The following is a 21,951-nucleotide window of genomic DNA, read 5'->3' as shown; positions in this document are numbered from 1 at the left end:
TATTCGCCTGCCTATGGTGACGGCGCGCTCCTACAAGGGAGAGCGCCGCCCCCACCCGGCGTGCTGCTCTTGCTCCAGGAGGTACTGCCATGACCCGCTTTGCCCTGTTGGTCACGACCGCGTTGTTTGCGCTCGTACCTGTTGCCGCCCCTGCACAGGACACGGACTTCGCGGTCGGCCCGCAATATGACACCACCCACATATATGTCGAACCGCAGGATTTTGATCGCTTCGTCGGCAGCTTTACCGCCACCTTTGGCGGCACCACCAGCAAGCAGGGCGAATTTCAGGTGACGCCAACCCCGAGCAAGACCAAGTCGCAACTCGCCCTGACACCCGCGGGGACGATTTCGGTCTTCGGTTTCCTGACGCCGATCCCTACGCCGTTCGGCGCGGAACGGACCGGCTATCTGGTGACGGACCTCGACAAGGCAGTGGCCTCGGCGGTGAAGCATGGGGCGACCCGGCTGATCGCGACCTTCCCTGATCCGATCGGTCGCGATGCGGTTGTGCAATGGGCAGGCGGCGTCACCATGCAGCTATACTGGCACACCACCAAGCCCAGTTATCCAGCGCTTGCCACCGTGCCTGAAAACCGCATCTACCTGACTCCGGACGCCGCCGACCACTTCGTCAAGCAGTGGACCGGTTTTGCCCATGCCAGGATCATTTCGGATGACAAGGCCGCGTCGGGCGCTGAAATCGGCCAGCCGGGCAAGTCCTATCGCCGCATTCGCCTGACGTCGGGCTACGGCAAGATGAGCGTGATCGTATCGGACGGGCAGCTGCCCTGGCCCTATGGCCGGGACATGACCGGCTATGAAGTCAAGAACCTGTCCGCCACGCTCGACAAGGCCAAGGCCGCTGGCGTGGAGACACTGGTCGCGCCGCATGTCGAAGGTGGCCGTCAAAGCGTAATCGTCCGCTTCCCCGGCGGCTATATCGCCGAAATCCACGGTGCAGCGTCATGATCGCCGCCCCTCGTTTCGTGGCCGCGATCCTCGCTTCAAGGCCTACCTTCTTCCTCGCGCGGGTGGCGCTGACCAGCGCCTATCTGCTGGGCGGGATCGTCAAGCTGACCGACTGGCAAGGTGCGGTGGCCGAACAGGCGCATTTCGGGATGAACCCGCCGGCCTTGTGGGCCGCACTCACCATCGCGGTCGAAATCGTGGGGCCTGTGCTGATCCTGACCGGACGGCTGGTGTGGCTGGGGGCGGGCATGCTGGGCGTGTTTACACTCCTCGCCGCTTTCGTCGCCAACGACTTCTGGACGATGCAGGGGCAGGAGCGGTTCATGGCGACCAACGCCTTCTTCGAGCATCTGGGGCTGGTGGGCGGTTTCGTGCTCGTCGCCATCGTCTCCTTGCAAAGGGCGCACCGCGATGCGTAGCCTGTTCTTCCTTCCCGCGCTGCTCGTCGCCACCCCCGCGCTGGCGCAGGGCGGGGAGGCGTGGCAGCCGCCGACGCTCACCAACACCCGCTATGACGAGGATTGGGGCAAGCTCGCCGATCCGGCGAACCGCACCGGGCGCTGGACCGAGCAGCTGAAATATATCCCGCTCGATGCCGATGGCAGCACATGGGTCGGCACCGGCGTGGAACTGCGCGCGCGGATGGAAAGCTTCGGCGACAATCTCTGGGGCGGCGCGTCCGCGCCTGATGATGCCTATCTCTGGCTGCGCGTTGCGCCCTATATCGACCTGCATGCCGGGCCGGTGCGCGCCTTCGTCCAGCCCATCGCGGCCTATGCCGAGGGCGTGGCGCCGTCCGCCAGTCCGGTCGACCAGACCCGCACCGACCTACTCCAGGGCTTCGTGGAAGTGGAGGCCGGCCCCGTCACCCTGCGCGGCGGGCGGCAGATGCTCTCGCTCGGCACAGAGCGGCTGGTCGGCACCCGCTATGGCCCGAACGTCCCGCTCGCCTTCGACGGTGGCCGCGCGGACGTCCATCTGGGCCGCGCCACCGTCAGCCTGTTCGCCGCGCATCCGGTGCAGGCGCGCGCCGGGACGTTCGACGACCGATCCTCTCCCGACAAGGCGTTGTGGGGCGCCTATGCCACGCTGCCGGGGCTGGACCTCTATTATCTCGGCTACCGGAACCGCGCTGCCCTCTTCGGCGGGGTGGGCGGTCGGGAGGAGCGTCACAGCCTGGGCCTGCGAAGCCATGGCGCATCGGGCGACTGGGGCTGGAATGTCGAGGGCGTCTATCAGTTCGGCCGCTTCGCCGGGCAGGACATCCGCGCCTGGACATTGGGCAGCGAAGTGTCGCGCCGCTTCCCCGCCGCGCCGCTGAGACCCCGCGTCACGATGCGCTTCAACATCATTAGCGGCGATCGCCACGCGGGCGACGGCACGCTCGGCACCTTCAACGCGCTTTTCCCCAAGGGCAAATATTTCGGCGAGCTTTCGCCCATCGGCCCTACCAACATCATCAACCTGCATCCGGGCGTCTCGCTGGCGCTGCGCGACGACCTCAGCCTTGGCGTCGCGGGGATGGCCTATTGGCGTTACTCCAAGGGCGACGGCATCTACGACATTCCCGGCACCCTGATCCGCGGCCCCGGCGAGGCGACAGCGCGCTTCATCGGCAAGGAGGTCGAGGCCGCGCTCAGCTGGCAGGCGACGCCGGAGCTCGAACTGTCCACGTCGCTCTCCGCCTTCGGCGCCGGCGCCTTCCTGCGCCAGACCGGGCCGGCGAAGACCATCACCATGATCGGCCTCGAGGCCAATTACCGCATCTGAACAGGAGCATCGTGCCATGACGGAAAAACCTGCATCCTCTCCGCTGCCCTGGCTGCTCCTGCTGCTTTCCGTCACCACCGGCTTGGTGGATGCGATCAGCGTGCTGGGCCTGGGCAAGGTGTTCACCGCCAACATGACCGGCAATATCGTATTCCTGGGCTTCGCCGCGGCCGGCGCGCCGGGATTCCGGCCCGTGCCCTATCTGGTGGCGATCCTGGCCTTCCTGGTGGGGGCGCTGGTCGCGGGGCGGGTGGGGAAGGGCCATGCCGGCCTGCCGCTGCGCCGCTGGCTGCTCACGGCCGCGCTGGTGGAGGCGCTGCTGCTCTGGATCGCGGCGTTTGTCGCCATCGGTTTCGACATCGCCCGCCAGTCGCCCGGCGCCAGCGCCACGGCCATCATCGCGCTGACCGCCATCGCCATGGGGTTCCGCAACGCCACCATCCGCCAGCTCAAGATCCCGGACCTCACCACCACGGTGCTGACGCTGACGCTCACCGGCCTCGCCGCCGATTCGAGCCTGGCTGGCGGGGGCAATCCTAACTGGGCACGCCGGATCGGGAGCGTTGCGGCGATCTTCCTGGGTGCGGCAGTGGGAGCCGTGCTGGTCCTCCATTGGGGGCTTGCGACACCGCTGGTGCTGGCGGGCACGCTGGTGCTGGTGGGCACGCTCGCCTGCACCCAGCACCCCGCCGCGCGGGAGATGGTGGCGGGCTAGCCGGTCAGTTCCCGCTCGATCCGCCGGTCGGGCACCAGCCAGAGCAGGATGACGAGGACATAGATCGCGATCGACAGCCATTGCACGAAGAACGCCAGCGGCACCGCGATCACATAGAGCAGCACGCTGATGATCCCCTTGCGGTCGCGCCCCACCGCCCGCGCCAGGGCCGAATTGCGGCCGTTGACGGCGATGATAGCCCGTTCCGTCAGCGCATAGCCGATCGCCGCCATGCCCAGCACCACGCCATAGGCCGCCGTCGCCATCGGCGCGAAGCCGCTTTCGTCCAGCCAGCGGATGACGAAGGGGACGAGGCTCAGCCAGAACAGCAGGAACAGGTTGGCCCACAGCACACGCCCGTCCACTTCCTCGGCTGCATGCATCAGATGATGGTGGTTGTTCCAGTAGAGCCCGACATTGATGAAGGAGAGCACATAGGCGAGCAGGATCGGTACGCTGGCCGACAGCGCCGCGAGGCTCCCATTCTCCGGCACCTTGAGCTCCAGCACCATGATGGTGATGATGATGGCGACCACGCCATCGGTGAAGGCTTCCATCCGTCCCGTCCGCATCGCCCATCTTCCCTTCCGGTTTCGCTCCGGGATAGGCGATCGCGTCCGCTGGCACCATGGCGATCGGCAGGGCGCTACCGCTGCGTCCCTATCCCCCTTTCGATCAGGGCGTTGGCGATGGCCGCGACCTCCTCGGCCGGGCGGCTGTCGTCCCAGACGCCGTAGCGCAGCCCCAGGAACACGTTCATCCCCATGATCGCCCAGGCATGGACCTCGCCGACGTCGTCGACCACATCGCCCTGCGCGGCCGCCTTCGCGAGGCGTGCGGCCATGCGCGCGGCGGTGTTCTCGTAATGGGCGCGATAGGCGGCCTGGTCGACGAACTCCGCCTCGTCGATGATCCGGTAGATCTCCTTGTGGGCGCGCGCGAATTCCAGGAAGCTCAGCAGGCCCAGCCGTTCCGCGTCGATGCCGTCACGCGCCTGCGCGATGCGCGGCGCCACATGGTCGCGCACCTGGGAAGACATGTCGGCCACCAGCGCGCGGAAGATGTCGTCCTTGCTGGCGAAATAGGTGTAGAAGCTGCCGAGCGCGCAGCCCGCCCGGCGGGTGATGCCGCTGATCGACCCTTCGTGAAATCCCTTTTCGCCGAATTCCTCGGCCGCGGCCGACAGCAGCGCGCGGCGCGTGCGTTCGCCGCGTGCCGTGCGGGGCGTCTTGTCATCCTTGATCGGCGCCGAGTCGGCCATGCGCTCTCCTGCGAAATCCGTGTTCTTTTTGCCGCAGCAACGCGGTCCTGTCCTCTCCTCCCTATTTCAAGTTGAAAGTCGGTTCAACTTTCATTATCGATTCGCGGGACAGCAGCACAGGCGATCCGGCAGACCGGACGCCCTATCCCAGGAGAGGACATCATGACCGCCCGCCAGTCCCTACGCGCCTTCGCTCTTGCCTCGGTCGCCTGGAGCGGATTCGTCGCAATTCCGGCGTTCGCACAGGATGGGGCCGCGCCCACCCCTGACGAAACCGGCGATATCGTCGTCACCGCGCGCCGCCGCGAGGAAACGCTGGTCAGCGTGCCGATCGCGGTCAGCGCCTTTTCCGGCGCCGCGCTGGAGCGGGGCGGGGCGATCGATATCACCGAGCTCGCCAATGTGACGCCCAACACCACGCTGGAAGCGTCGCGCGGGACCAACTCGACGCTGACCGCCTTTATCCGCGGCGTGGGCCAGCAGGACCCGGTATCGGGCTTCGAGCAAGGCGTCGGCATCTATCTGGACGATGTCTATCTCAACCGGCCGCAGGGCGCGTTGCTCGACATCTATGATGTGGAGCGCATCGAGGTGCTGCGCGGGCCGCAGGGAACGCTCTATGGCCGCAACACGATCGGCGGCGCGGTCAAATATGTGACGAAGATGCTGCCGCAGGATTTCGCGCTGCGGGTCAAGGGCACTTACGGCAGCTACGATCAGGCGGACGGCATCGTCAGCGTTTCCGCGCCGCTGGGCGACATCATCCGCGTGGGCGGCGCCTTCGCCCGGCTGTCGCGCGGCGGCTTCGGCAAGAACCTCACCACCGGTGAGGACAATTACAACAAGGATATCTGGGCCGGCCGCGCCACCTTCGAAATGGGCGGCTATGGCGAACCGGTGCTGATGCGCATCACCGGCGATTATACGAAGGACAAGAGCAATGCGCGCGGCGGCCATCGCCTGATCCCCGGGCAACTGTCGGGCGCGCCGGTGCTGAGCGACGTGTTCGACACGCGCGGCGGTCTGCGCGATCCGCGGCAGGAGGTGGAATCCTACGGCCTGTCGATGAACATCACCGCGGAACTGAGCGACATGTTCACGCTGAAGTCGATCAGCGCCTGGCGCAAGGACAACAGCGCATCGCCGATCGATTTCGACGCGCTGCCGGCGGTCGATGTCGACGTGCCGGCCTTCTACCGCAACGAGCAGCTGAGCCAGGAAGTGCAGTTGCAGGTCGATGCCGGGCCGCTGAAGGGCATGGTGGGCTTCTACTATCTGGATGCCAGCGCCGACACGCAGTTCGATACGCGCATCTTCACGACGCTCGCGGGCCTGACCGCCTTCACGCAGGCGGACGTGGATACCGAAACCTATGCGGTGTTCGGTGACTTCACCTATGATTTCAGCCCGCAATTCAGCGTGTCGGCCGGCGGCCGCTATACCTGGGACGAACGCAGGGCCGACATTCTCCGCCAGAATTATCTGGGCGGCGGGTCGCCCGTGTTCGGCGGCGCGGGCCTGCCTTTCGGCGCGCCCAGCACCGATTTCCGGGGCAGCGCGAAATACAAGAAGTTCACGCCGCGCTTCTCCGTCAGCTACAAGCCAACCCCGGATCACAATCTATATGCAAGCTATTCCAAGGGCTTCAAGGGCGGCGGCTTCGACCCGCGCGGGGTGGGCACCAACGCGCCGGACCTGAATGGCGACGGCGTCCGGCAGGATAGCGAAGTCGCGGCCTTCCTCGCCTTCCGCCCGGAGGAGGTCGACAGCTACGAGGTCGGTTACAAGGGCAACCTCATGGACGGGGCGCTCTATGTCGCGGTCGCCGGCTTCTATGCCGATTACAAGGATGTGCAGATTCCGGGCTCGGTCGCCTGCACCGTCATCGGCGGCACCCCGCCGCGCCCGATCCCGTCCTTCTGCGGCGTGGTATCGAACGCTGGCAAGGCGCGGTTCAAGGGGCTGGAGTTCGAGAGCAATGCGCGGCTGGGCCGCGATATCGCGACCAGCGGCGACCGGCTGAACCTGCAGACCGCGATCGGCTATATCGACGCGGAATATCGCGAATATATCGCCAACATCAACAGCGTGCCCACCGATGTCGCGGCGTTCCGCAAGGTGCAGAACACGCCCAAATGGACCGCGAGCGGCACGCTGAGCTACACCAGCCCGGTGGGCGAGGGCAGCCTCTATGTCGGGAGCACCCTGTCGTGGCGGTCCAAGACATACCAGTTCGAGATCCCGAACCCCTATATCGACCAGAAGGGCTATGCGCTGTGGGATGCGAGCATCGTCTATACCGCGCCGAACGACCGTTGGTCGCTGGGCGTTCATGGCAAGAACATCCTCGATAAGGAGTATAAGACCTCGGGCTATACCTTTGTCGCCGCGAACCCGGTGACGGGCGCGATCATCAACAATGCGGCGGGCTATCCGACGCCGTCGCTGGGCCGGGAGGGGACGCTGACCGCCTTCTACGGCAATCCGCGGCAGGTGTTCGTGACGGGGACGGTAAAGTTTTGACTTCAACCCCTCCGTTCGTGCGTCGCGTCTGTCGGGAACCGTCGCGATCAAGGTTCTCGACAAGCTCGAACCGAACGGAGGGGTTGAAAGCCTCATGATCGACCGAACCGCCACCTCCCCCGCCTATCGCGGCATCGTGCTGGCGATGCTGCTGCTGGTCTATACGTTCAACTTCCTCGATCGGCAGATCCTGGGCATCCTGGCCGGGCCGATCAAGGCGGAGCTGGGGCTGACCGACACGCAGCTCGGCGCGCTGGGCGGCATCGCCTTCGCGCTGCTCTATTCGACGCTGGCAATTCCGCTGGCGCTGCTCGCCGACCGGACCAGCCGCACCTGGGTCATCACCGTCAGCCTTGCAGTCTGGAGCGGCTTCACCGCGCTGTGCGGCGTGGCGGGCAATTTCGTGCAGATGTTCCTGTTCCGCATCGGCGTGGGCGTGGGGGAGGCGGGCGGCGTCGCGCCGTCCTACGCGGTCATTTCCGACTATTTTCCCGCGCATCAGCGGGCGCGGGCGCTCTCCATCTATTCGCTGGGCATTCCGCTGGGATCGGCAGGCGGCGTGCTGCTGGGCGGCTATATCGCGCAGACGGTGGAATGGCGCACGGCCTTCATCGTCGTCGGGCTCCTCGGCCTCCTGATCGCGCCCTTCTTCCGCCTGATCGTGCGGGAGCCGGTGCGGCCCGCGCGCACCACGGGCACCGTGCCGGTGTCGGCTGTCTTCGGCATTCTCGCCGCCAAGCCAAGCTTCTGGCTGCTCGCGTTGGGCGCGGCGTGCAGCTCGCTCTGCGGCTATGGCGTCGCCTTCTGGCTGCCGAGCCTGCTCATCCGCAGCTTCGGCCTGGACCTGATCGGCGCGGGACAGTTCCTGGGGGCGCTGCTGCTCGTGGGCGGCACCGCCGGCGTGCTGCTGGGCGGCTGGCTGGGCGACAGGCTGGGGGGCAGGGACAAGGCGTTCTACGCCTGGGTGCCGGCGGTCAGCTATGTGGTGGGGATGCCGCTGTTCGTGACCGGCGTGCTGTCGGGCAGCGTGACGCTGGCCTTCGTCCTCTTCCTGATTCCGCAGGCGCTGGTCTATGTCTGGCTGGGGCCGGTGCTGACCGCCGTGCAGCATCTCGTCCCCGCGCACATGCGGGCAAGCGCGTCGGCCAGCTTCCTGCTGATCAACAATCTCGTGGGTCTGGGCCTCGGCAGCTGGGCGGTCGGGGCCCTGTCCGACGCGCTGACGCCGGCCTTCGGGGCGGAAGCGCTGCGCTATGCCATCGTGGCGGCGCTGGGATTCTACCTGCTGGCGGGGCTGTTCATGGCGTTGGCAGGCCGAGCGCTGCGGAGGGACTGGGTCAGCGCCTGATCCTCTGCTAGCAGCACGAAATGCGCCTTGCCTTCCTGTTGCCGTTTCTTTGTCTATCGGCCTGTGGCGATACGCCGTCGCGGCCATTTGGCGCCAATCCTGCCGCCTATCGCAGCCTTTACGATCGCATCGTCGAACGCTTCGATTTGGCGCATCGGCTGGGTTATGTGCCTTGCAATGTCAAAGTGAAGAAGCAGGATAAGGAGGAGGTCCGCCGGCTGCCGCTTGACCAATACTATCGGCTGGGCCCGCCGCGCCGGATGAAGGGTGTATGGTTGCGCTATGGTGAGTTCAGCCAATTTACCGAAAATGCGGCAGCGGCGCCAATATGGAGCTGGCCCGGTGGAGGCGCGGGCCTGGAATTCGCACGGGACGAAGCGGCGCTACACCGTATCCCTCAATTGCGGGATGACCAGCCTGTAGCGTTGCTGGTCGAATTTGTTGGTCGACGCACGCGGGAGCCCAATTTTTTCACGGTCGATGGGGATCATTACATGGTACTGGGTGAGCGCCTGCTGGCGGTTCATCCCCTTCCGACGCCACCCGTATTCAATCCCGAATCGCCCTTTCTGAAAGCTCCGTCCACCTGGATGGACCGGGACTGAAGAATATCAGCCGTTTATAAACGGCCCTCGCCGCGGCGTTACCGCTCCTTCGTCGCGCTGAACTTCACCTTGGGATGGCGTTCCTGCTGATAGCCGATGTCCCACGCGCTGCGCGCCATGAAGACGAGGTTGCCGTCCCGGTCCTTGGCCATGTTGGCGCCGTTGAAGGAGACCAGTTCCTTGACCGCCGCATCCTCGCCGCTGATCCAGCGCGCGGTGTCGAAGGGCGAGGCTTCCAGCATCGCCGCGACCTTATATTCCGCCTCCAGCCGGCTGATCAGCACGTCGAGCTGGAGCTGCCCGACGACGCCGACGATCCACTGGCTGCCGATTTCCGGATAGAAGACTTGGATGACGCCTTCCTCAGAAAGGTCGTCCAGCGCCTTGCGCAGCTGCTTGGTCTTGGTCGGATCCTTGAGCGCGACGCGGCGCAGGATTTCCGGCGCGAAATTAGGCAGGCCGGTAAAGCGCACGCCCGGCTTTTCCGACAGCGTGTCGCCGACCCGCAAGGTGCCGTGATTGGGGATGCCGATGATGTCGCCCGGGAAGGCCTCGTCGGCGATTTCGCGATCCTGGGCGAAGAAGAGGATCGGCGAGTGCACTGCGATCGGCTTGCCGCTGCCCGAGGGGGTGAGCTTCATGCCGCGCCTGAACCGTCCCGAGCACAGCCGCATGAAGGCGATGCGGTCGCGGTGCATGGGGTCCATGTTCGCCTGCACCTTGAAGATGAAGCCGGTGACTTCGCTTGCCTCCGGCTCGACCGGTGCGGGTTCGGCGGGCTGGGCGCGCGGCGGCGGCGCGTGCGATGCGAGCGCGTCGATCAGCTCGTTCACCCCGAACAGCTTGAGCGCCGATCCGAAATAGACCGGCGTCAGGTCGCCGTGGCGATAGGCGGCGAGATCGAAATCGGCATAGCCGCCGACGGCAAGCTCCGCCTCCTCGCGCAGCCGGCCAAGGCCGTCGGCCGACAGGTGACCGGCAAGCGCGTCGTCGTCCAGGCCGGAAACGAAGGCTTCCTTGCCCTCATACTCCCGCGACGGGCCGCTGGGCTGCCGCAGGCGGTTCTTCGCGAAGTCGTATATGCCCTCGAAGGTGCCGCCCATGCCGACCGGCCAGCTCATCGGGCAGACGTCGAGCGCCAGTGCGTCCGCTACCTCGTCCAGCAGCGCGAAGGGATCGCGGCCCTCACGGTCGACCTTGTTCACGAAGGTGATGATCGGCACGTTGCGCAGGCGGCAGACCTCGAACAGCTTGCGGGTCTGCGGTTCGATGCCCTTGGCCGCGTCGATCACCATGACGGCGGAATCGACGGCGGTGAGGGTGCGGTAGGTATCCTCGCTGAAATCCTCGTGCCCCGGCGTGTCGAGCAGGTTGAACGTGACGCCCTCGCGCTCGAACGTCATGACCGAGGAGGTGACGGAGATGCCGCGCTGCTGCTCGATCTTCATCCAGTCGGACCGGGCGCGGCGGTTTGCCCCGCGCGCCTTGACCTCGCCTGCAAGATGGATCGCGCCGCCTTCCAGCAGCAGCTTTTCGGTGAGCGTGGTCTTGCCCGCGTCGGGGTGGGAGATGATCGCGAAGGTGCGGCGGGAGGGGAGGGTCATTCTATCATTCTGCTTGAGGAAGCCGCACAGCCGCGTCGGTATGCGGGACATGATTCCCGCCTACGCGGGAATGACGGAAATGGGTAGGGGGGATCAGTCCTTCAACAGGCTGACGTCCATGCGGAAGGAGCGGGCATCGCCGGGCAGCAGCGCCATGATGCCCTGCTTGTCCCAGACCTCCCCGGTGAAGCCGACCAGGTCCGCCATCCCGGCCCAGGGCTCGATGCAAAGATAATGCGCGCCCGGCTTCTGCCAGAGGCCGAGCCAGGGCGTGTCGGGAAAGCCGATCCGCAACCGGGGGCGGCCAGGCACGCCCCAGAGCAGGCTGCGGCTTTCGATCCGGTCCCAGATCAGCGCGTCGCCCGCGAACATGGCATGGGTGGGAGCGAGCGTGTTGCCGTCCACGGGGGAAGAGATGCTGTCGGGTGCGATCAGCCCCGGCTCCTCGCCGACCCTGCGAAGCGGAGCGGGCTCGGGCTGCTCGAAGACGATGCGGTGATCCTCCGCCTCGCCGCCATAGGGCAGGGGCCAGGCGAAGGCGGGATGGTAGCCGAAAGAAAAGGGCATGTCCGCCTCGCCCCTGTTGGTGACGGTCGCGGTCATCGCCAGCGTGGCTCCCGCCAGCGCGAAGCGCATGTCCAGCCGGAAATCGAACGGATAGGCAGCGCGGGTCTGCGCATCCGCCTCCAGCCGCAAGGTCACGGCATGGTCCGACTGGTCCACCGGGGAAAAGCCCATGCGTCGGGCAAAGCCATGCTGGGCCATGGGAAATTCGTGCCCGCTATAGCGATAGACATCCCCCCGCGAACGCCCGACGAAAGGAAAGAGCAACGGTGCCCGCCCGGTCCACCAGCGCGGGTCGGCATCGGTCATCAGTTCGCGACCCTCGCCATCCCGGAGCGAGGACAGTTCCGCGCCCAGCGGGTTGATCGCGGCGGTCAGCTCAGGCGAGGCGATGGTGATCCACGGGTCATTCATGGAAGGCGGTCTCCTTTCCGGGCGGTCATAACCGGGCGGCCGGCCTCTGTCTCTCCTCCCGGTCGTTACGGAACGGAACAGACCCGTTCGCCGAGGGTTGCAGGGGAAAGGGAGTCATGAGGATGAAGATCATCACCTGCAGTGCGCTCGCACTGCTTCTGTCGACCACCGCCTTCGCACAGGAGGAGAAGAAGAAGGACGATACGCTGGACAAGGCGGGCAGCATTGCAACCCAGCCTGCCCGCGACATCGGCCTGGACAAGGACAGAATTCCACCCGTGCTGGAGAAGGCGGTGGAAAATCCCTATGCGCCGCCGCCCAGCCGTACCTGCAAGGGGCTGAACACCAGCCTGGGTGAACTCAACGCCGTGCTGGGCGACGATTTCATCATCGGCAAGCAAGCCAATGAGGACCGCACCGGCAAGATCGCCGAGGCGGTGGGCAAGACCATCGTCAACTCGCTGATCCCCTTCCGCGGCCTGGTGCGCGAAATCAGCGGCGCCGCCCCCGCCCAGCGCCGGCTGGACGCGGCGGTCACGGCAGGTATCGCGCGGCGCGGCTATCTGCGCGGGCTGGCGAGCGCGAGGGGGTGCAAGATCGCCCCCATCGCACCGCCACCGCCACCGAAGGAAAAGGCCGACGCGGCGAAGAAGGACGGCGACAAATAGTCGTCCCTCGCAACGAACCGGTGCGGGGTGATTAGCCCCGCAACGTCCCGCCCAGCTTTTCGGCCGCCTTCACCACCGCGGCGCTGATCGCGTCCAGTTCCTCTTGCGCGAAGCTCTTCTCGCCGGGCTGGAGCGTCACTTCGATGGCAAGCGACTTGGTTCCTTCCTCCAGGCCGGGGCCGGTGAAGACATCGAACAGCCGCGCATCCACGATGGCCTTCTTGTCCGCCCCCTTCACGGCGCGGACCAGCGCGTCGGCCTCCAGCGTGTCGGGCACGACGAAGGCGAAGTCGCGCTTCACCGCCTGAAGCGCGGGCGGCGCATAGGGCGCGCGTAGGGAGCCGGCCTTGCGCCTGCCCGGAATCGCGTCGGGGAAGACTTCGCCCGCGACGACGGTGCCGGTGAGGCCGAACTGCTTCGCGAGCGTTGGATGCAGCACGCCATATTCGGCCAGAACGACCTTCGGCCCCAGGCGCAGCGTGCCCGACTGGCCGGGATGATAGGCGGCCGATGCTTCGCCGAAGTTCTGGAGATTCGCCGCCGGTGCCCCCGCCGCGGTCAGCAGCGCGATCAGTTCGGCCTTGGCGTCGAAGGCGGTGAAGGGCTGTGCCTTGCCGCCCTGCCAGCTGCGGGGCGCCTTTTCCCCCGCCAGCACGAAGCCGACGGTGGCGCGTTCCTTGTCGGCGAAATAGCGGCGGCCAATTTCGAACAGCCGCACCGACGCTGCGCCGCGATCCATGTTGCGGCGGGTGGCGGACAGCAGGCCCGGCAGCAGCGAAGGCCGCATGACCTTCAGATCCTCCGAGATCGGGTTGGCCAGCGTCCAGTCTCCGCCGCCGACCGCGGCCGCTTCCTTTTCCGAGAGGAAGGACCAGTTGATCGCTTCGGCAAGGCCGCGCGCGGCGGCGGTACGGCGCACCCGGCGCTCGACCAGCTGCTCGGGCGTGGCGGTGGGCTTCGCCACCCCGGGCGCGCGCGGCAGCGGCGTGGAGGGAACATGCTCCAGTCCGACCATGCGCACGACTTCCTCGACGATGTCGGGCCAGCCGTCGATATCGCGGCGCCAGGTCGGCACCGTGATCGTCCAGCCCGCCTCGACCGCTACCGGCACCCCGTCCTCATATTCGACGATGCTGTTCTGGCCGGTGACGGCGAAGCCCAGGCTTTCCAGGATCGCCTTCTGCTCCGTTTCCGACACGAAAACGCCGGCCAGTTCCGCGCATTGCGAGGGCAGGTAGGAGAGTTCCTTCGGCAGGGCGGGCGGGAAGCCGGCGCGGGTCGCCTCGCTCGGCGTGCCGCCGCACAGCTTCACCACCAGGTCGGTGGCGATCGACAGCCCGTCGTCGAGGAAGGCGGGATCGACGCCCCGCTCGAAACGGGCGCGCGCATCGCTGGTCAGGCCCAGCGTCTGCCCCGTGATCGCGATCCGCTCCGGCGTGAAATAGGCGCATTCGATCAGCACGTCGGTCGTGGCTTCGGTGGCGCCCGAATGCACGCCGCCCATGATGCCGCCGATGTCGTGCACGGCCTCGTCGTCGGCGATGATCGTCATCGTCCCGTCGACGGTGTAGGTCTTGCCGTTCAGCGCCTGCACCTGCTCGCCCGGCTTGCCCTTGCGCGCGACGAGGCCGCCCTTGAGCGTCGCCATGTCGTAGACGTGGAGCGGCCGGCCGAGGTCGATCATTATATAGTTGGTGATGTCGACCAGCGTGCTGATCGGCTTCTGGCCGATCGCCTTCAGCCGCCGGGCCATCCATTCGGGCGACTGGCCGTTGGTGACGCCACGCACGCTGCGGGCGAAGAAGGCAGGGCAGCCTTCGGGATCGTCCGTGCGCACGTCCGGGCCAGGGCCGACGCCCTGGACCTGCGGCACGACGATGGCATTGAGCGTTCCCAGGCCCTTGGCGGCGAGATCGCGGGCGATGCCGCGCACGCCCATGCAGTCCTGCCGGTTCGGCGTCACGGAAACGTCGATCACCGGATCGTTGAGGCCCGCCCATTGCGCGTAGGCCTGGCCCACCAGCGCATCGGCGGCAAGCTCGATAATGCCCTCATGATCCTCGCCCAGTTCCAGCTCGCGATAGGAGCACATCATGCCGTTGGATTCGACGCCGCGAATGGCGGTCTTCTTCAGCACCATACCGTTGACCGGCACGACCGCGCCCTCCATCCCGAACACGCCGACCAGCCCTGCCCGCGCATTAGGCGCGCCGCAGACGACCTGCAGCGGAGCGCCGTCGCCATGGTCGACCGTCAGCACCTGGAGCTTGTCGGCCTGGGGATGGCGTTCGGCCGTCAGCACCCGTGCGATGCGGAAGCCGCCGAGCTTCTCCGCCGGGTTTTCGACTCCTTCGACCTCCAGGCCGATGTCAGTCAGCGCCTTCAGGATCGTCGGTAAGTCGGCATCGGTGGCGAGATGCGTCTTCAGCCAGGACAGGGTGAACTTCATGCGCCCACTCCTCCGCTGAGCGTCGGCACGTCGAGCGCCGAGAAGCCATAGTGCCGCAGCCAGCGCAGATCACCGTCGAAGAAAGCGCGCAAGTCGTTCATCCCATATTTGAGCATGGCGAGCCGGTCGACGCCGGTCCCGAAGGCGAAGCCCTGCCATTCGTCGGGATCGAGGCCGCAGGACGCGATCACCCGGCGGTTGACCATGCCGCTGCCCAGCACTTCGAGCCATCCGCCGCCCGGCGCGTCGCCGTCTCCGCCGATCACGCGCTGACCGTTGGTCAGGGTATAGCCGACATCAACCTCCACCGACGGCTCAGTGAAGGGGAAATAGCTGGGGCGCAGCCGCAGCACGATGTCGTCGCGCTCGAAAAAGGCCTTGAGGAAGGTTTCCAGCGTCCATTTGAGATGGCCGAGGGTGATGCCCTTGTCGATGACCAGGCCCTCGATCTGGTGGAACATCGGCGTGTGGGTCGCGTCGCTGTCGCTGCGATAGACGCGGCCCGGTGCGATGATGCGTATCGGCGGCGGCGTGGCCGTCATGGTGCGGATCTGCACCGGGGAAGTGTGGGTGCGCAGTAGCATCTTTCGCCCGTCGGCCGCGTCGGGGAAGTAGAAGGTGTCGTGCATCGCCCGCGCCGGATGCGTTTCCGGAATGTTGAGTGCGGAGAAATTGTGCCAGTCGTCCTCGATCTCCGGCCCGGTCGCGACGGAGAAGCCGAGGTCGGCGAAGATTTCCGCCAGCTCATCCATCACCTGGCTCACCGGATGGACCGATCCCTGCGGGCCGGGATCGGCGGGCAGGGTCATGTCGATGCGTTCGGACGACAGCCTGGCATCCAGCGCAGCCTGCTCCAGCGCGGCCTTGCGCTCGGCCAGCGCAGCGGTCACGGATTCGCGCAGGTCCTGGATCGGCGGTCCCTGCTCCAGCCGTTCCTCCGGGCTCATCGACCCCAGGGTCTTGAGCAGGGCCGTCACCACCCCGTTCTTGCCGATCGCGCCCACGCGCAGCGCCTCCAGCGCGTCGAGCGTGTCGGCGGTGGCGATGTCGGCGATCAGGCCGGCCTTGAGGTTGGCGATGTCACTCATCCGATGGTTCCTGAAATAGGCGGAAACTGGCTGCGCCTTAGCGGGGCGAAGCGGGCAAGGAAAGGGTCAGGCCCGCGCCCCGAGCAAGGCGCCGCCAAAGCCGATGAACAGCAGCGCCGTGCCCCGGTTGAACAGGCGCTGGCGGTTCGCGGGGGCGAGCCAGCGCGCGAGGTGTGCGCCTCCCAGCGCGTACATGGCGTACCAGAAGCTTTCGATGGCGACGAAGCTCGCGATCAGGATGGCGAGCTGGGTCCAGAAGGGGCGTGTCATGTCGATGAACTGCGGGAACAGCGCGGCGGCGAAGACGATGAGCTTGGGATTGGAAAGGCCGGTGAGCAGGCCCGTCGCATAGAGCGCGCCGTCGGAACGGCTGCGCGCGGGCGTTCCGTCCGGCACGCCGACGGGCGCCCGCCAGGCCTTGATGCCGAGCCAGACGAGATAGGCGACGCCGGCATAGCGCAGCAGGTCGAACAGCCGGGGCGATGCCTTCAGCACCGCGCCCAGCCCGAGCGCGGAGGCGACGAGGCACAGCAGCACCGCGCTCATCAGCCCCGCCATGGTGGCGAGCGCCCGTCGCGGGCCATGGGCGATGCTCTGCGTCATCACGTGCAGCATGTTGGGCCCGGGGGTGGCCGAAATCAGGAAGACGGCGGTGACGTAGATCCACCAGACATGCAGCGACATGGGAGCAGGCTCCTGCAACAGACAAGAAAAAGGGCGCCGAAGCGATCTGCCCCGGCGCCCCTTTGGACGATCTTGCGATCGGTCCGGCTCAGGCCGCGGGCAGCGCAGCCTTCGCCTGGGCGATGATGGCGCTAAACGCCTCGCCTTCGTGCATCGCGATGTCGGCCAGAACCTTGCGGTCCAGGTCGACGCCGGCCAGCTTCAGACCGTGCATGAACTGCGAATAGGTCAGGCCCTCGGCCCGGACGCCGGCGTTGATGCGCTGGATCCAGAGGCCGCGGAACGACCGCTTCTTCACCTTGCGGTCGCGATAGGCGTACTGACCGGCCTTCTCGACCGCCTGGCGAGCGATGCGGATCGTGTTCTTGCGACGGCCATAATAGCCCTTCGCCTGATCCAGAATCCTCTTGTGCTTGGCCTTGGTGGTCGTACCACGCTTGACACGTGCCATGCTGGGTCTCCCTTACTTCAGGCCATAGGGCGCCCAGAGGCGCACATGGGCGACGTCGGCGTCGGACAGGACGGACGTGCCGCGGTTCTGGCGGATATATTTGGCATTGTGGCTGATCAGGCGGTGACGCTTGCCGGCGACACCATGCTTGACCTTGCCGGAAGCGGTGAACTTGAAGCGCTTCTTCACACCGCTCTTGGTCTTGAGCTTGGGCATTTTCGTCTCCTTATACAGCGCGACGATTTGGGACAGCCACGGCAGCCCTTTTGGCCGGGCAGTCCTTCCGTAATATCGCGAAGGGCGCGCCTTAGTCGCTCGAACCCCGAAAGGCAAGCGATTCGGCACCTATCTTATGATCGTCATGGCGATCGCCTATCGTGCAACCGCGACTCGAGCAGGAGAAGGATGATGGCGGAAGGGCAAGGACCGGCAGGCGGCGTGACGCCGCACCTCACGATCGGCGGCGGCAAGGCGGCGGAGGCGATCGCCTTCTATGCCGAGGCCTTCGACGCTGTCGAGCAGATGCGCCACATGGACCAGCAGGGCGAACGGATCATGCATTCTCACATGATCGTCAACGGCGGGTCAGTGATGCTGAACGACGATTTCCCCGAAATGAGCGGCGGCCATGCGGCGCCGCCGCCGGTCGGTGTGACGCTGCACCTGCAGGTCGACGATGCCGACGCCTGGTGGGACCGGGCGGTCAAGGCCGGGGCAACGGTGCGCTTCCCGCTGGACGATCAGTTCTGGGGCGACCGCTACGGTCAGGTCATCGATCCCTTTGGCCATGTCTGGTCGATCGGCGCGCCGATCAAGCAATAGGGCCGGTGCCGCCCGGTTCGGGCGGCAGGTCACCCGTGCTGGTGATGCCCCTCTGCAAGGGCCTCCAAAACATCGTCGAGCCGCGCCGGGTCGCCCAGCGCGATCACCTGCCCATCGCTGTCCGCAGTGAGGGGGTCGCCGGACCAGTCGCACATGCGCCCGCCGGCGCCCTCGACCACGGGCACCAGCGCGGCTACGTCGTACAGCTTCAGCCCGGCCTCGACCACGATGTCGACATGGCCAGACGCCACCAAGCCATAATTATAGCAGTCTCCGCCCCAGATGGTGTCACGGCACTGGCCCGCGAGCCGCGAAAAATGCTCGGCGGTGCAGCCGGGGAAGGCCTGCGGCGCGGTGGAGGCGACGATCGCCTGGTCGAGCGCGCGGCAGGCGCGCGTGATGACCGCCGTGCCGTTGAAGGTGGTTGGCTGGCCCGTCATCCCCGCCCAGCGTTCCCCCGTGACCGGCTGGTCGATGATCCCGACAGTCGGCCAGCCGGCCTGCATCAGCGCGATCAGCGTGCCGAAGATCGGTCGTCCGGCGATGAAGGCGCGGGTACCGTCGATCGGATCGAGAACCCAGACCCGCTCGGCATCTTCGCGCGTGGTGCCATATTCCTCGCCGATGATGCCGTCCCGCGGGCGCTCTTTTTCCAATATAGCTCGTATAGCCGCCTCGGCCGCCTTGTCGGCTTCCGTCACCGGGGACTTGTCCGACTTGAACTCCAGGTCGTAGCGGGCGCGGAAGAAGGGGCGGATCGCAGCGCCGGCGGCATCGGCGAGGCGGTGGGCGAGGGCCAGATCGTCACGAGTGGTCATTGGCCCCGCCTAGCGGCAAAGCCGACATCGCGCTAGGCTCGCCCCACCTCGAAGTCCTGACAGGGAGACGAAAGCATGTCCGGTTCCCCCGTGATCCCCGGCCTGCGCTACGAGGATGCGCCCGCCGCCATTGATTTCCTGTGCGAAGCCTTCGGGTTCGAGGCCCATGCGGTCCATGCCGACCCGGATGACGCGACCATCATCCACCATGCGCAGCTGGTGCTGGGCGGCGGCATGGTGATGCTGGGCAGCGTCCGCGACGGGGACGACGAATCGCTGATCACCTGGAAGACGCCGCGCGAGCTGGGCGGCGTCACGCTCTGCACCTATGTGATCGTGGCCGATCCCGACGCGCACTGCCTGCGCGCGCGCAATGCCGGCGCCGTCGTGGTGCGCGAGCCGCACGACAATGAAGGCTATCCGGGCCGCGGCTACGAGGCGCTCGATCCGGAGGGCAATATCTGGAGCTTCGGCAGCTACGACCCCTGGGCGCAGGTCGACGGTTAAGCCTTCCGCAACTTCGCGTCCTTACCCTGGCGGTGAAAGGGGGCGTCGAGTGGCGATCATCGGCTGGATCCTGAGTTTCACCGGACTGTTCGGCGGCCTGGCTCTGCGGCAGGGCTCTGTTGCAAAAATCGTGAAGCTTGAGCATGCTTGGCGGAGATTGGACGGACGGAACGATGACGGATTTCAAGTGGCGCCATTTCCAGGGTGATGTGATCCTGTGGGCGGTGCGCTGGTATTGTCGCTATCCGATCAGCTATCGCGACCTTGAGGAAATGCTGGCGGAACGCGGCATTTCGGTCGACCATACGACGATCTATCGCTGGGTCCAGTGCTACGCCCCGGAGATGGAGAAGCGGCTGCGCTGGTTCTGGCGGCGTGGCTTTGATCCGAGCTGGCGCCTGGATGAAACCTACGTCAAGGTGCGGGGCAAGTGGACCTACCTGTACCGGGCAGTCGACAAGCGGGGCGACACGATCGATTTCTACCTGTCGCCGACCCGCAGCGCCAAGGCAGCGAAGCGGTTCCTGGGCAAGGCCCTGCGAGGCCTGAAGCACTGGGAAAAGCCTGCCACGCTCAATACCGACAAAGCGCCGAGCTATGGTGCAGCGATCACCGAATTGAAGCGCGAAGGAAAGCTGGACCGGGAGACGGCCCACCGGCAGGKGAAGKATCTCAATAACGTGATCGAGGCCGATCACGGAAAGCTCAAGATACTGATCAAGCCGGTGCGCGGTTTCAAATCGATCCCCACGGCCTATGCCACGATCAAGGGATTCGAAGTCATGCGAGCCCTGCGCAAAGGACAGGCTCGCCCCTGGTGCCTGCAGCCCGGCATCAGGGGCGAGGTGCGCCTTGTGGAGAGAGCTTTTGGCATTGGGCCCTCGGCGCTGACGGAGGCCATGGGCATGCTCAACCACCATTTCGCAGCAGCCGCCTGATCGGCGCAGAGCGACAGCCTACCTCTGACTGCCGCCAATCTTTGCAACAGAGCCCTCCAAAGAAATCTGGGTGGTCGGGGCGGATCGCTATCGCAATCCCGATGACGATCTTCCCAAGGACTTCGAGATCAGGCGAGATGCGTACTATTCCGGCCTCAGCCTGACGCCAGATGCGCAGGCGTTTTGCGCCTCGATCCGGGAGGAGCTTGAACGGGAACTGTTGCTCCTCAATGCCAATATTCCACAAAACGACAAGGTCCGGCTCCTGTGGCGCGGCGACAACCGGATATCGATTACACCGTTCAAGCCCTTGCCCGAACCGAAGGGTCTCGCTTCGATCAAAAGCGAGATCGGTCAGCGCTGGCCGATGACCGGACTGCTGGACGTGTTGAAAGAGGCTGCTCTGGACACGGGATTGATGGATGCTTTCGAAACGTCGGCCTCGCGGGTTACCCTGTCGAAAGCAGCCTTGGCTCAGCGTCTTTTGCTGTGTCTCTATGGCTTGGGCACGAACGCCGGGCTCAAGCGGGTCGCTGGCGCAACACCCGATGTCAGTTACGAGGAATTGCTGCATGTCCATCGCCGTTTCATCCACGCGCCAGCGCTGAGGGAGGCGTGCGCGCGGGTAGCAAACGCGACACTGGCAATCCGCAATGCCGCAGTATGGGGAGATGCGGGCACGGCATGCGCGTCCGATTCAACGAAGTTCGGCGCGTGGGACCGCAACCTGATGACGGAATGGCACGCCCGCTATGGCGGCCGTGGCGTCATGATCTACTGGCATGTGGAGAAGCGCGCGACCTGCGTTTATTCCCAGCTCAAGCGGTGCTCTTCCTCGGAGGTCGCCTCCATGATCGAAGGCGTGCTACGCCATTGCACCGACATGGAAATCCAGCGCCAGTACGTCGATAGCCACGGCCAGAGCGCAGTCGGCTTTGCGTTCTGCCGACTCCTTGGATTTGAGCTTGCCCCGCGGCTGAAAGCAGTGGCACGCCAGAAACTGGCCCTTCCCCAAGCCGGCATGCGCACGCGGCTTTCCAATTTACTGCCGATCCTCTCCAGCCCGATCGACTGGGACGAGATCGAGCAACAATATGACGAAATGGTCAAATATGCCGCTGCCATGCAATCGCGCACCGCCGATCCGGAAGCGATCCTGCTCCGGTTTGCCAGAGCCGAAGTGATGCACCCGACCTACAAGGCGCTGAGTGAACTCGGCCGCGCGGTCAAAACAATCTTCCTATGCCGGTATTTGCGTCAGGAGGCATTCCGCCGCGAGATCCACGAAGGGCTGAATGTGGTTGAGAACTGGAACGGCGCTAATGGTTTCGTGTTCTTCGGCAAGGGCGGCGAGATCGCCACCAACCGCATCCATGAGCAGGAAATCTCCGTTCTGGCGCTACACCTCCTGCAAGCGTCGCTGGTGTATGTGAACACCCGCATGCTTCAGACCGTACTGGTTGAGCCGAAGTGGGCGGGGCGGATGACGCCGGAAGATTATCGTGGTCTCACGCCGTTGATCTACAGTCATGTGAACCCTTATGGCCGCTTCGACCTCGACCTGAACGACCGGATTGATTTTGGACGGCTTGCAGCGTGAGGCGGCTGATCGGCCTATAACATTTGGGTACACCCCAGAGTGATAGGGCCGAGTGACACCATTCGTCTGTCACAAAAGGGTGGGTTTGCGCTCAATGTGACGATACACTGCAAGAGCCACCCTAATGTGACGGATTTTGCACTTGGCTCGT

Annotated in this window: 23 protein-coding genes; 13 read left to right on the top strand and 10 right to left on the bottom strand. The window is 65.7% G+C overall.

The window, feature by feature from the left end:
* Nucleotides 1-89: 89 nt before the first annotated feature.
* From M529_RS28465 to M529_RS28450, 4 genes are read left to right on the top strand one after another with little or no spacing between them, the layout of a single operon-like run.
* Complete coding sequence (locus M529_RS28465; protein ID WP_021316656.1) at nucleotides 90-971, top strand: VOC family protein; 882 nt, start codon at nucleotides 90-92, stop codon at nucleotides 969-971.
* A complete protein-coding gene (locus M529_RS28460) occupies nucleotides 968-1,390 on the top strand; it encodes a DoxX family protein (RefSeq protein WP_021316655.1) in 423 nt (140 codons plus the stop codon). Before M529_RS28465 ends, M529_RS28460 begins: the two co-directional genes overlap by 4 nt.
* Nucleotides 1,383-2,741 (top strand): alginate export family protein, encoded by a 1,359-nt coding sequence (locus tag M529_RS28455; protein WP_021316654.1) that lies wholly within the window; start codon nucleotides 1,383-1,385, stop codon nucleotides 2,739-2,741. Before M529_RS28460 ends, M529_RS28455 begins: the two co-directional genes overlap by 8 nt.
* A gap of 16 nt (nucleotides 2,742-2,757) precedes the next feature.
* Nucleotides 2,758-3,456 carry a YoaK family protein gene (locus M529_RS28450; protein ID WP_021316653.1) on the top strand — a complete coding sequence of 233 codons (699 nt, stop codon included), beginning with the start codon at nucleotides 2,758-2,760 and terminating at the stop codon, nucleotides 3,454-3,456.
* Here the strand turns inward: M529_RS28450 and M529_RS28445 are convergent.
* Both M529_RS28445 and M529_RS28440 read right to left on the bottom strand, forming a co-directional pair.
* Nucleotides 3,453-4,028, bottom strand: a complete 576-nt coding sequence (locus M529_RS28445; RefSeq protein ID WP_031294315.1) for a TMEM175 family protein — start codon at nucleotides 4,026-4,028, stop codon at nucleotides 3,453-3,455. The genes M529_RS28450 and M529_RS28445 overlap by 4 nt on opposite strands.
* 74 nt (nucleotides 4,029-4,102) lie before the next feature.
* On the bottom strand, nucleotides 4,103-4,717 hold the full coding sequence (locus M529_RS28440) for a TetR/AcrR family transcriptional regulator (protein ID WP_021316651.1): 615 nt from the start codon (nucleotides 4,715-4,717) through the stop codon (nucleotides 4,103-4,105).
* 162 nt (nucleotides 4,718-4,879) lie between these two features.
* On the opposite strand from M529_RS28440, the gene M529_RS28435 reads away from it, so the two are divergent.
* From M529_RS28435 to M529_RS28425, 3 genes are all read left to right on the top strand, one after another.
* Nucleotides 4,880-7,240 carry a TonB-dependent receptor gene (locus M529_RS28435; protein WP_021316650.1) on the top strand — a complete coding sequence of 787 codons (2,361 nt, stop codon included), beginning with the start codon at nucleotides 4,880-4,882 and terminating at the stop codon, nucleotides 7,238-7,240.
* 94 nt (nucleotides 7,241-7,334) lie between these two features.
* On the top strand, nucleotides 7,335-8,588 hold the full coding sequence (locus M529_RS28430; RefSeq protein WP_021316649.1) for a spinster family MFS transporter: 1,254 nt from the start codon (nucleotides 7,335-7,337) through the stop codon (nucleotides 8,586-8,588).
* 20 nt (nucleotides 8,589-8,608) lie between these two features.
* Nucleotides 8,609-9,193 carry a hypothetical protein gene (locus M529_RS28425; protein WP_021316648.1) on the top strand — a complete coding sequence of 195 codons (585 nt, stop codon included), beginning with the start codon at nucleotides 8,609-8,611 and terminating at the stop codon, nucleotides 9,191-9,193.
* Nucleotides 9,194-9,231: 38 nt separating this feature from the next.
* Here the strand turns inward: M529_RS28425 and M529_RS28420 are convergent, their stop codons facing one another.
* Together M529_RS28420 and M529_RS28415 are read right to left on the bottom strand one after the other, a co-directional pair.
* Complete coding sequence (locus tag M529_RS28420) at nucleotides 9,232-10,797, bottom strand: peptide chain release factor 3 (protein WP_021316647.1); 1,566 nt, start codon at nucleotides 10,795-10,797, stop codon at nucleotides 9,232-9,234.
* A gap of 93 nt (nucleotides 10,798-10,890) precedes the next feature.
* Nucleotides 10,891-11,775 carry an aldose 1-epimerase family protein gene (locus M529_RS28415; protein WP_021316646.1) on the bottom strand — a complete coding sequence of 295 codons (885 nt, stop codon included), beginning with the start codon at nucleotides 11,773-11,775 and terminating at the stop codon, nucleotides 10,891-10,893.
* A gap of 122 nt (nucleotides 11,776-11,897) precedes the next feature.
* Between M529_RS28415 and M529_RS28410 the strand changes: the two genes are divergently transcribed.
* Nucleotides 11,898-12,443 carry a hypothetical protein gene (locus M529_RS28410; protein ID WP_021316645.1) on the top strand — a complete coding sequence of 182 codons (546 nt, stop codon included), beginning with the start codon at nucleotides 11,898-11,900 and terminating at the stop codon, nucleotides 12,441-12,443.
* 31 nt (nucleotides 12,444-12,474) lie between these two features.
* Here the strand turns inward: M529_RS28410 and pheT are convergent, their stop codons facing one another.
* The 5 genes from pheT to rpmI all read right to left on the bottom strand — a co-directional run bounded on the left by pheT (nucleotide 12,475) and on the right by rpmI (nucleotide 17,331).
* Nucleotides 12,475-14,892 (bottom strand): phenylalanine--tRNA ligase subunit beta, encoded by a 2,418-nt coding sequence (gene pheT, locus M529_RS28405; RefSeq protein WP_021316644.1) that lies wholly within the window; start codon nucleotides 14,890-14,892, stop codon nucleotides 12,475-12,477.
* Complete coding sequence (gene pheS / locus M529_RS28400) at nucleotides 14,889-15,980, bottom strand: phenylalanine--tRNA ligase subunit alpha (RefSeq protein ID WP_021316643.1); 1,092 nt, start codon at nucleotides 15,978-15,980, stop codon at nucleotides 14,889-14,891. The genes pheT and pheS overlap by 4 nt, the downstream gene beginning before the upstream one ends.
* Nucleotides 15,981-16,046: 66 nt before the next feature.
* Nucleotides 16,047-16,664: a LysE family translocator gene (locus M529_RS28395; RefSeq protein ID WP_021316642.1), complete on the bottom strand. Its 618-nt coding sequence runs from the start codon at nucleotides 16,662-16,664 to the stop codon at nucleotides 16,047-16,049.
* An 88-nt stretch (nucleotides 16,665-16,752) separates the two neighbouring features.
* Nucleotides 16,753-17,115 carry a 50S ribosomal protein L20 gene (gene rplT / locus M529_RS28390; protein ID WP_021316641.1) on the bottom strand — a complete coding sequence of 121 codons (363 nt, stop codon included), beginning with the start codon at nucleotides 17,113-17,115 and terminating at the stop codon, nucleotides 16,753-16,755.
* Nucleotides 17,116-17,127: 12 nt separating this feature from the next.
* Entirely contained in the window at nucleotides 17,128-17,331 is a 204-nt protein-coding gene (gene rpmI / locus M529_RS28385) for a 50S ribosomal protein L35 (protein WP_004208916.1), read from the bottom strand.
* A gap of 189 nt (nucleotides 17,332-17,520) precedes the next feature.
* On the opposite strand from rpmI, the gene M529_RS28380 reads away from it, so the two are divergent.
* The gene (locus M529_RS28380) at nucleotides 17,521-17,937 is read left to right on the top strand and encodes a VOC family protein (protein WP_021316640.1); all 417 of its coding nucleotides are present in this window, start codon (nucleotides 17,521-17,523) and stop codon (nucleotides 17,935-17,937) included.
* A gap of 29 nt (nucleotides 17,938-17,966) precedes the next feature.
* Here the strand turns inward: M529_RS28380 and hisN are convergent, their stop codons facing one another.
* Nucleotides 17,967-18,755: a histidinol-phosphatase gene (gene hisN, locus M529_RS28375; protein WP_021316639.1), complete on the bottom strand. Its 789-nt coding sequence runs from the start codon at nucleotides 18,753-18,755 to the stop codon at nucleotides 17,967-17,969.
* Nucleotides 18,756-18,830: 75 nt separating this feature from the next.
* On the opposite strand from hisN, the gene M529_RS28370 reads away from it, so the two are divergent.
* The 4 genes from M529_RS28370 to M529_RS28360 all read left to right on the top strand — a co-directional run bounded on the left by M529_RS28370 (nucleotide 18,831) and on the right by M529_RS28360 (nucleotide 21,800).
* Nucleotides 18,831-19,262, top strand: a complete 432-nt coding sequence (locus M529_RS28370; RefSeq protein ID WP_021316638.1) for a VOC family protein — start codon at nucleotides 18,831-18,833, stop codon at nucleotides 19,260-19,262.
* 49 nt (nucleotides 19,263-19,311) lie between these two features.
* Nucleotides 19,312-19,470, top strand: a complete 159-nt coding sequence (locus tag M529_RS49620) for a hypothetical protein (protein WP_161626318.1) — start codon at nucleotides 19,312-19,314, stop codon at nucleotides 19,468-19,470.
* Entirely contained in the window at nucleotides 19,436-20,200 is a 765-nt protein-coding gene (locus M529_RS28365) for an IS6-like element IS6100 family transposase (RefSeq protein ID WP_021316397.1), read from the top strand. The genes M529_RS49620 and M529_RS28365 overlap by 35 nt, the downstream gene beginning before the upstream one ends.
* A 70-nt stretch (nucleotides 20,201-20,270) precedes the next feature.
* On the top strand, nucleotides 20,271-21,800 hold the full coding sequence (locus M529_RS28360) for a Tn3 family transposase (RefSeq protein WP_021316637.1): 1,530 nt from the start codon (nucleotides 20,271-20,273) through the stop codon (nucleotides 21,798-21,800).
* Nucleotides 21,801-21,951: the final 151 nt, after the last annotated feature.

The organism is Sphingobium ummariense RL-3 (assembly GCF_000447205.1).
GTDB lineage: Bacteria > Pseudomonadota > Alphaproteobacteria > Sphingomonadales > Sphingomonadaceae > Sphingobium > Sphingobium ummariense.
The sequence above is the reverse complement of the archived record's forward strand: the minus strand, read 5'-3'. Positions and strand labels throughout refer to the sequence as shown.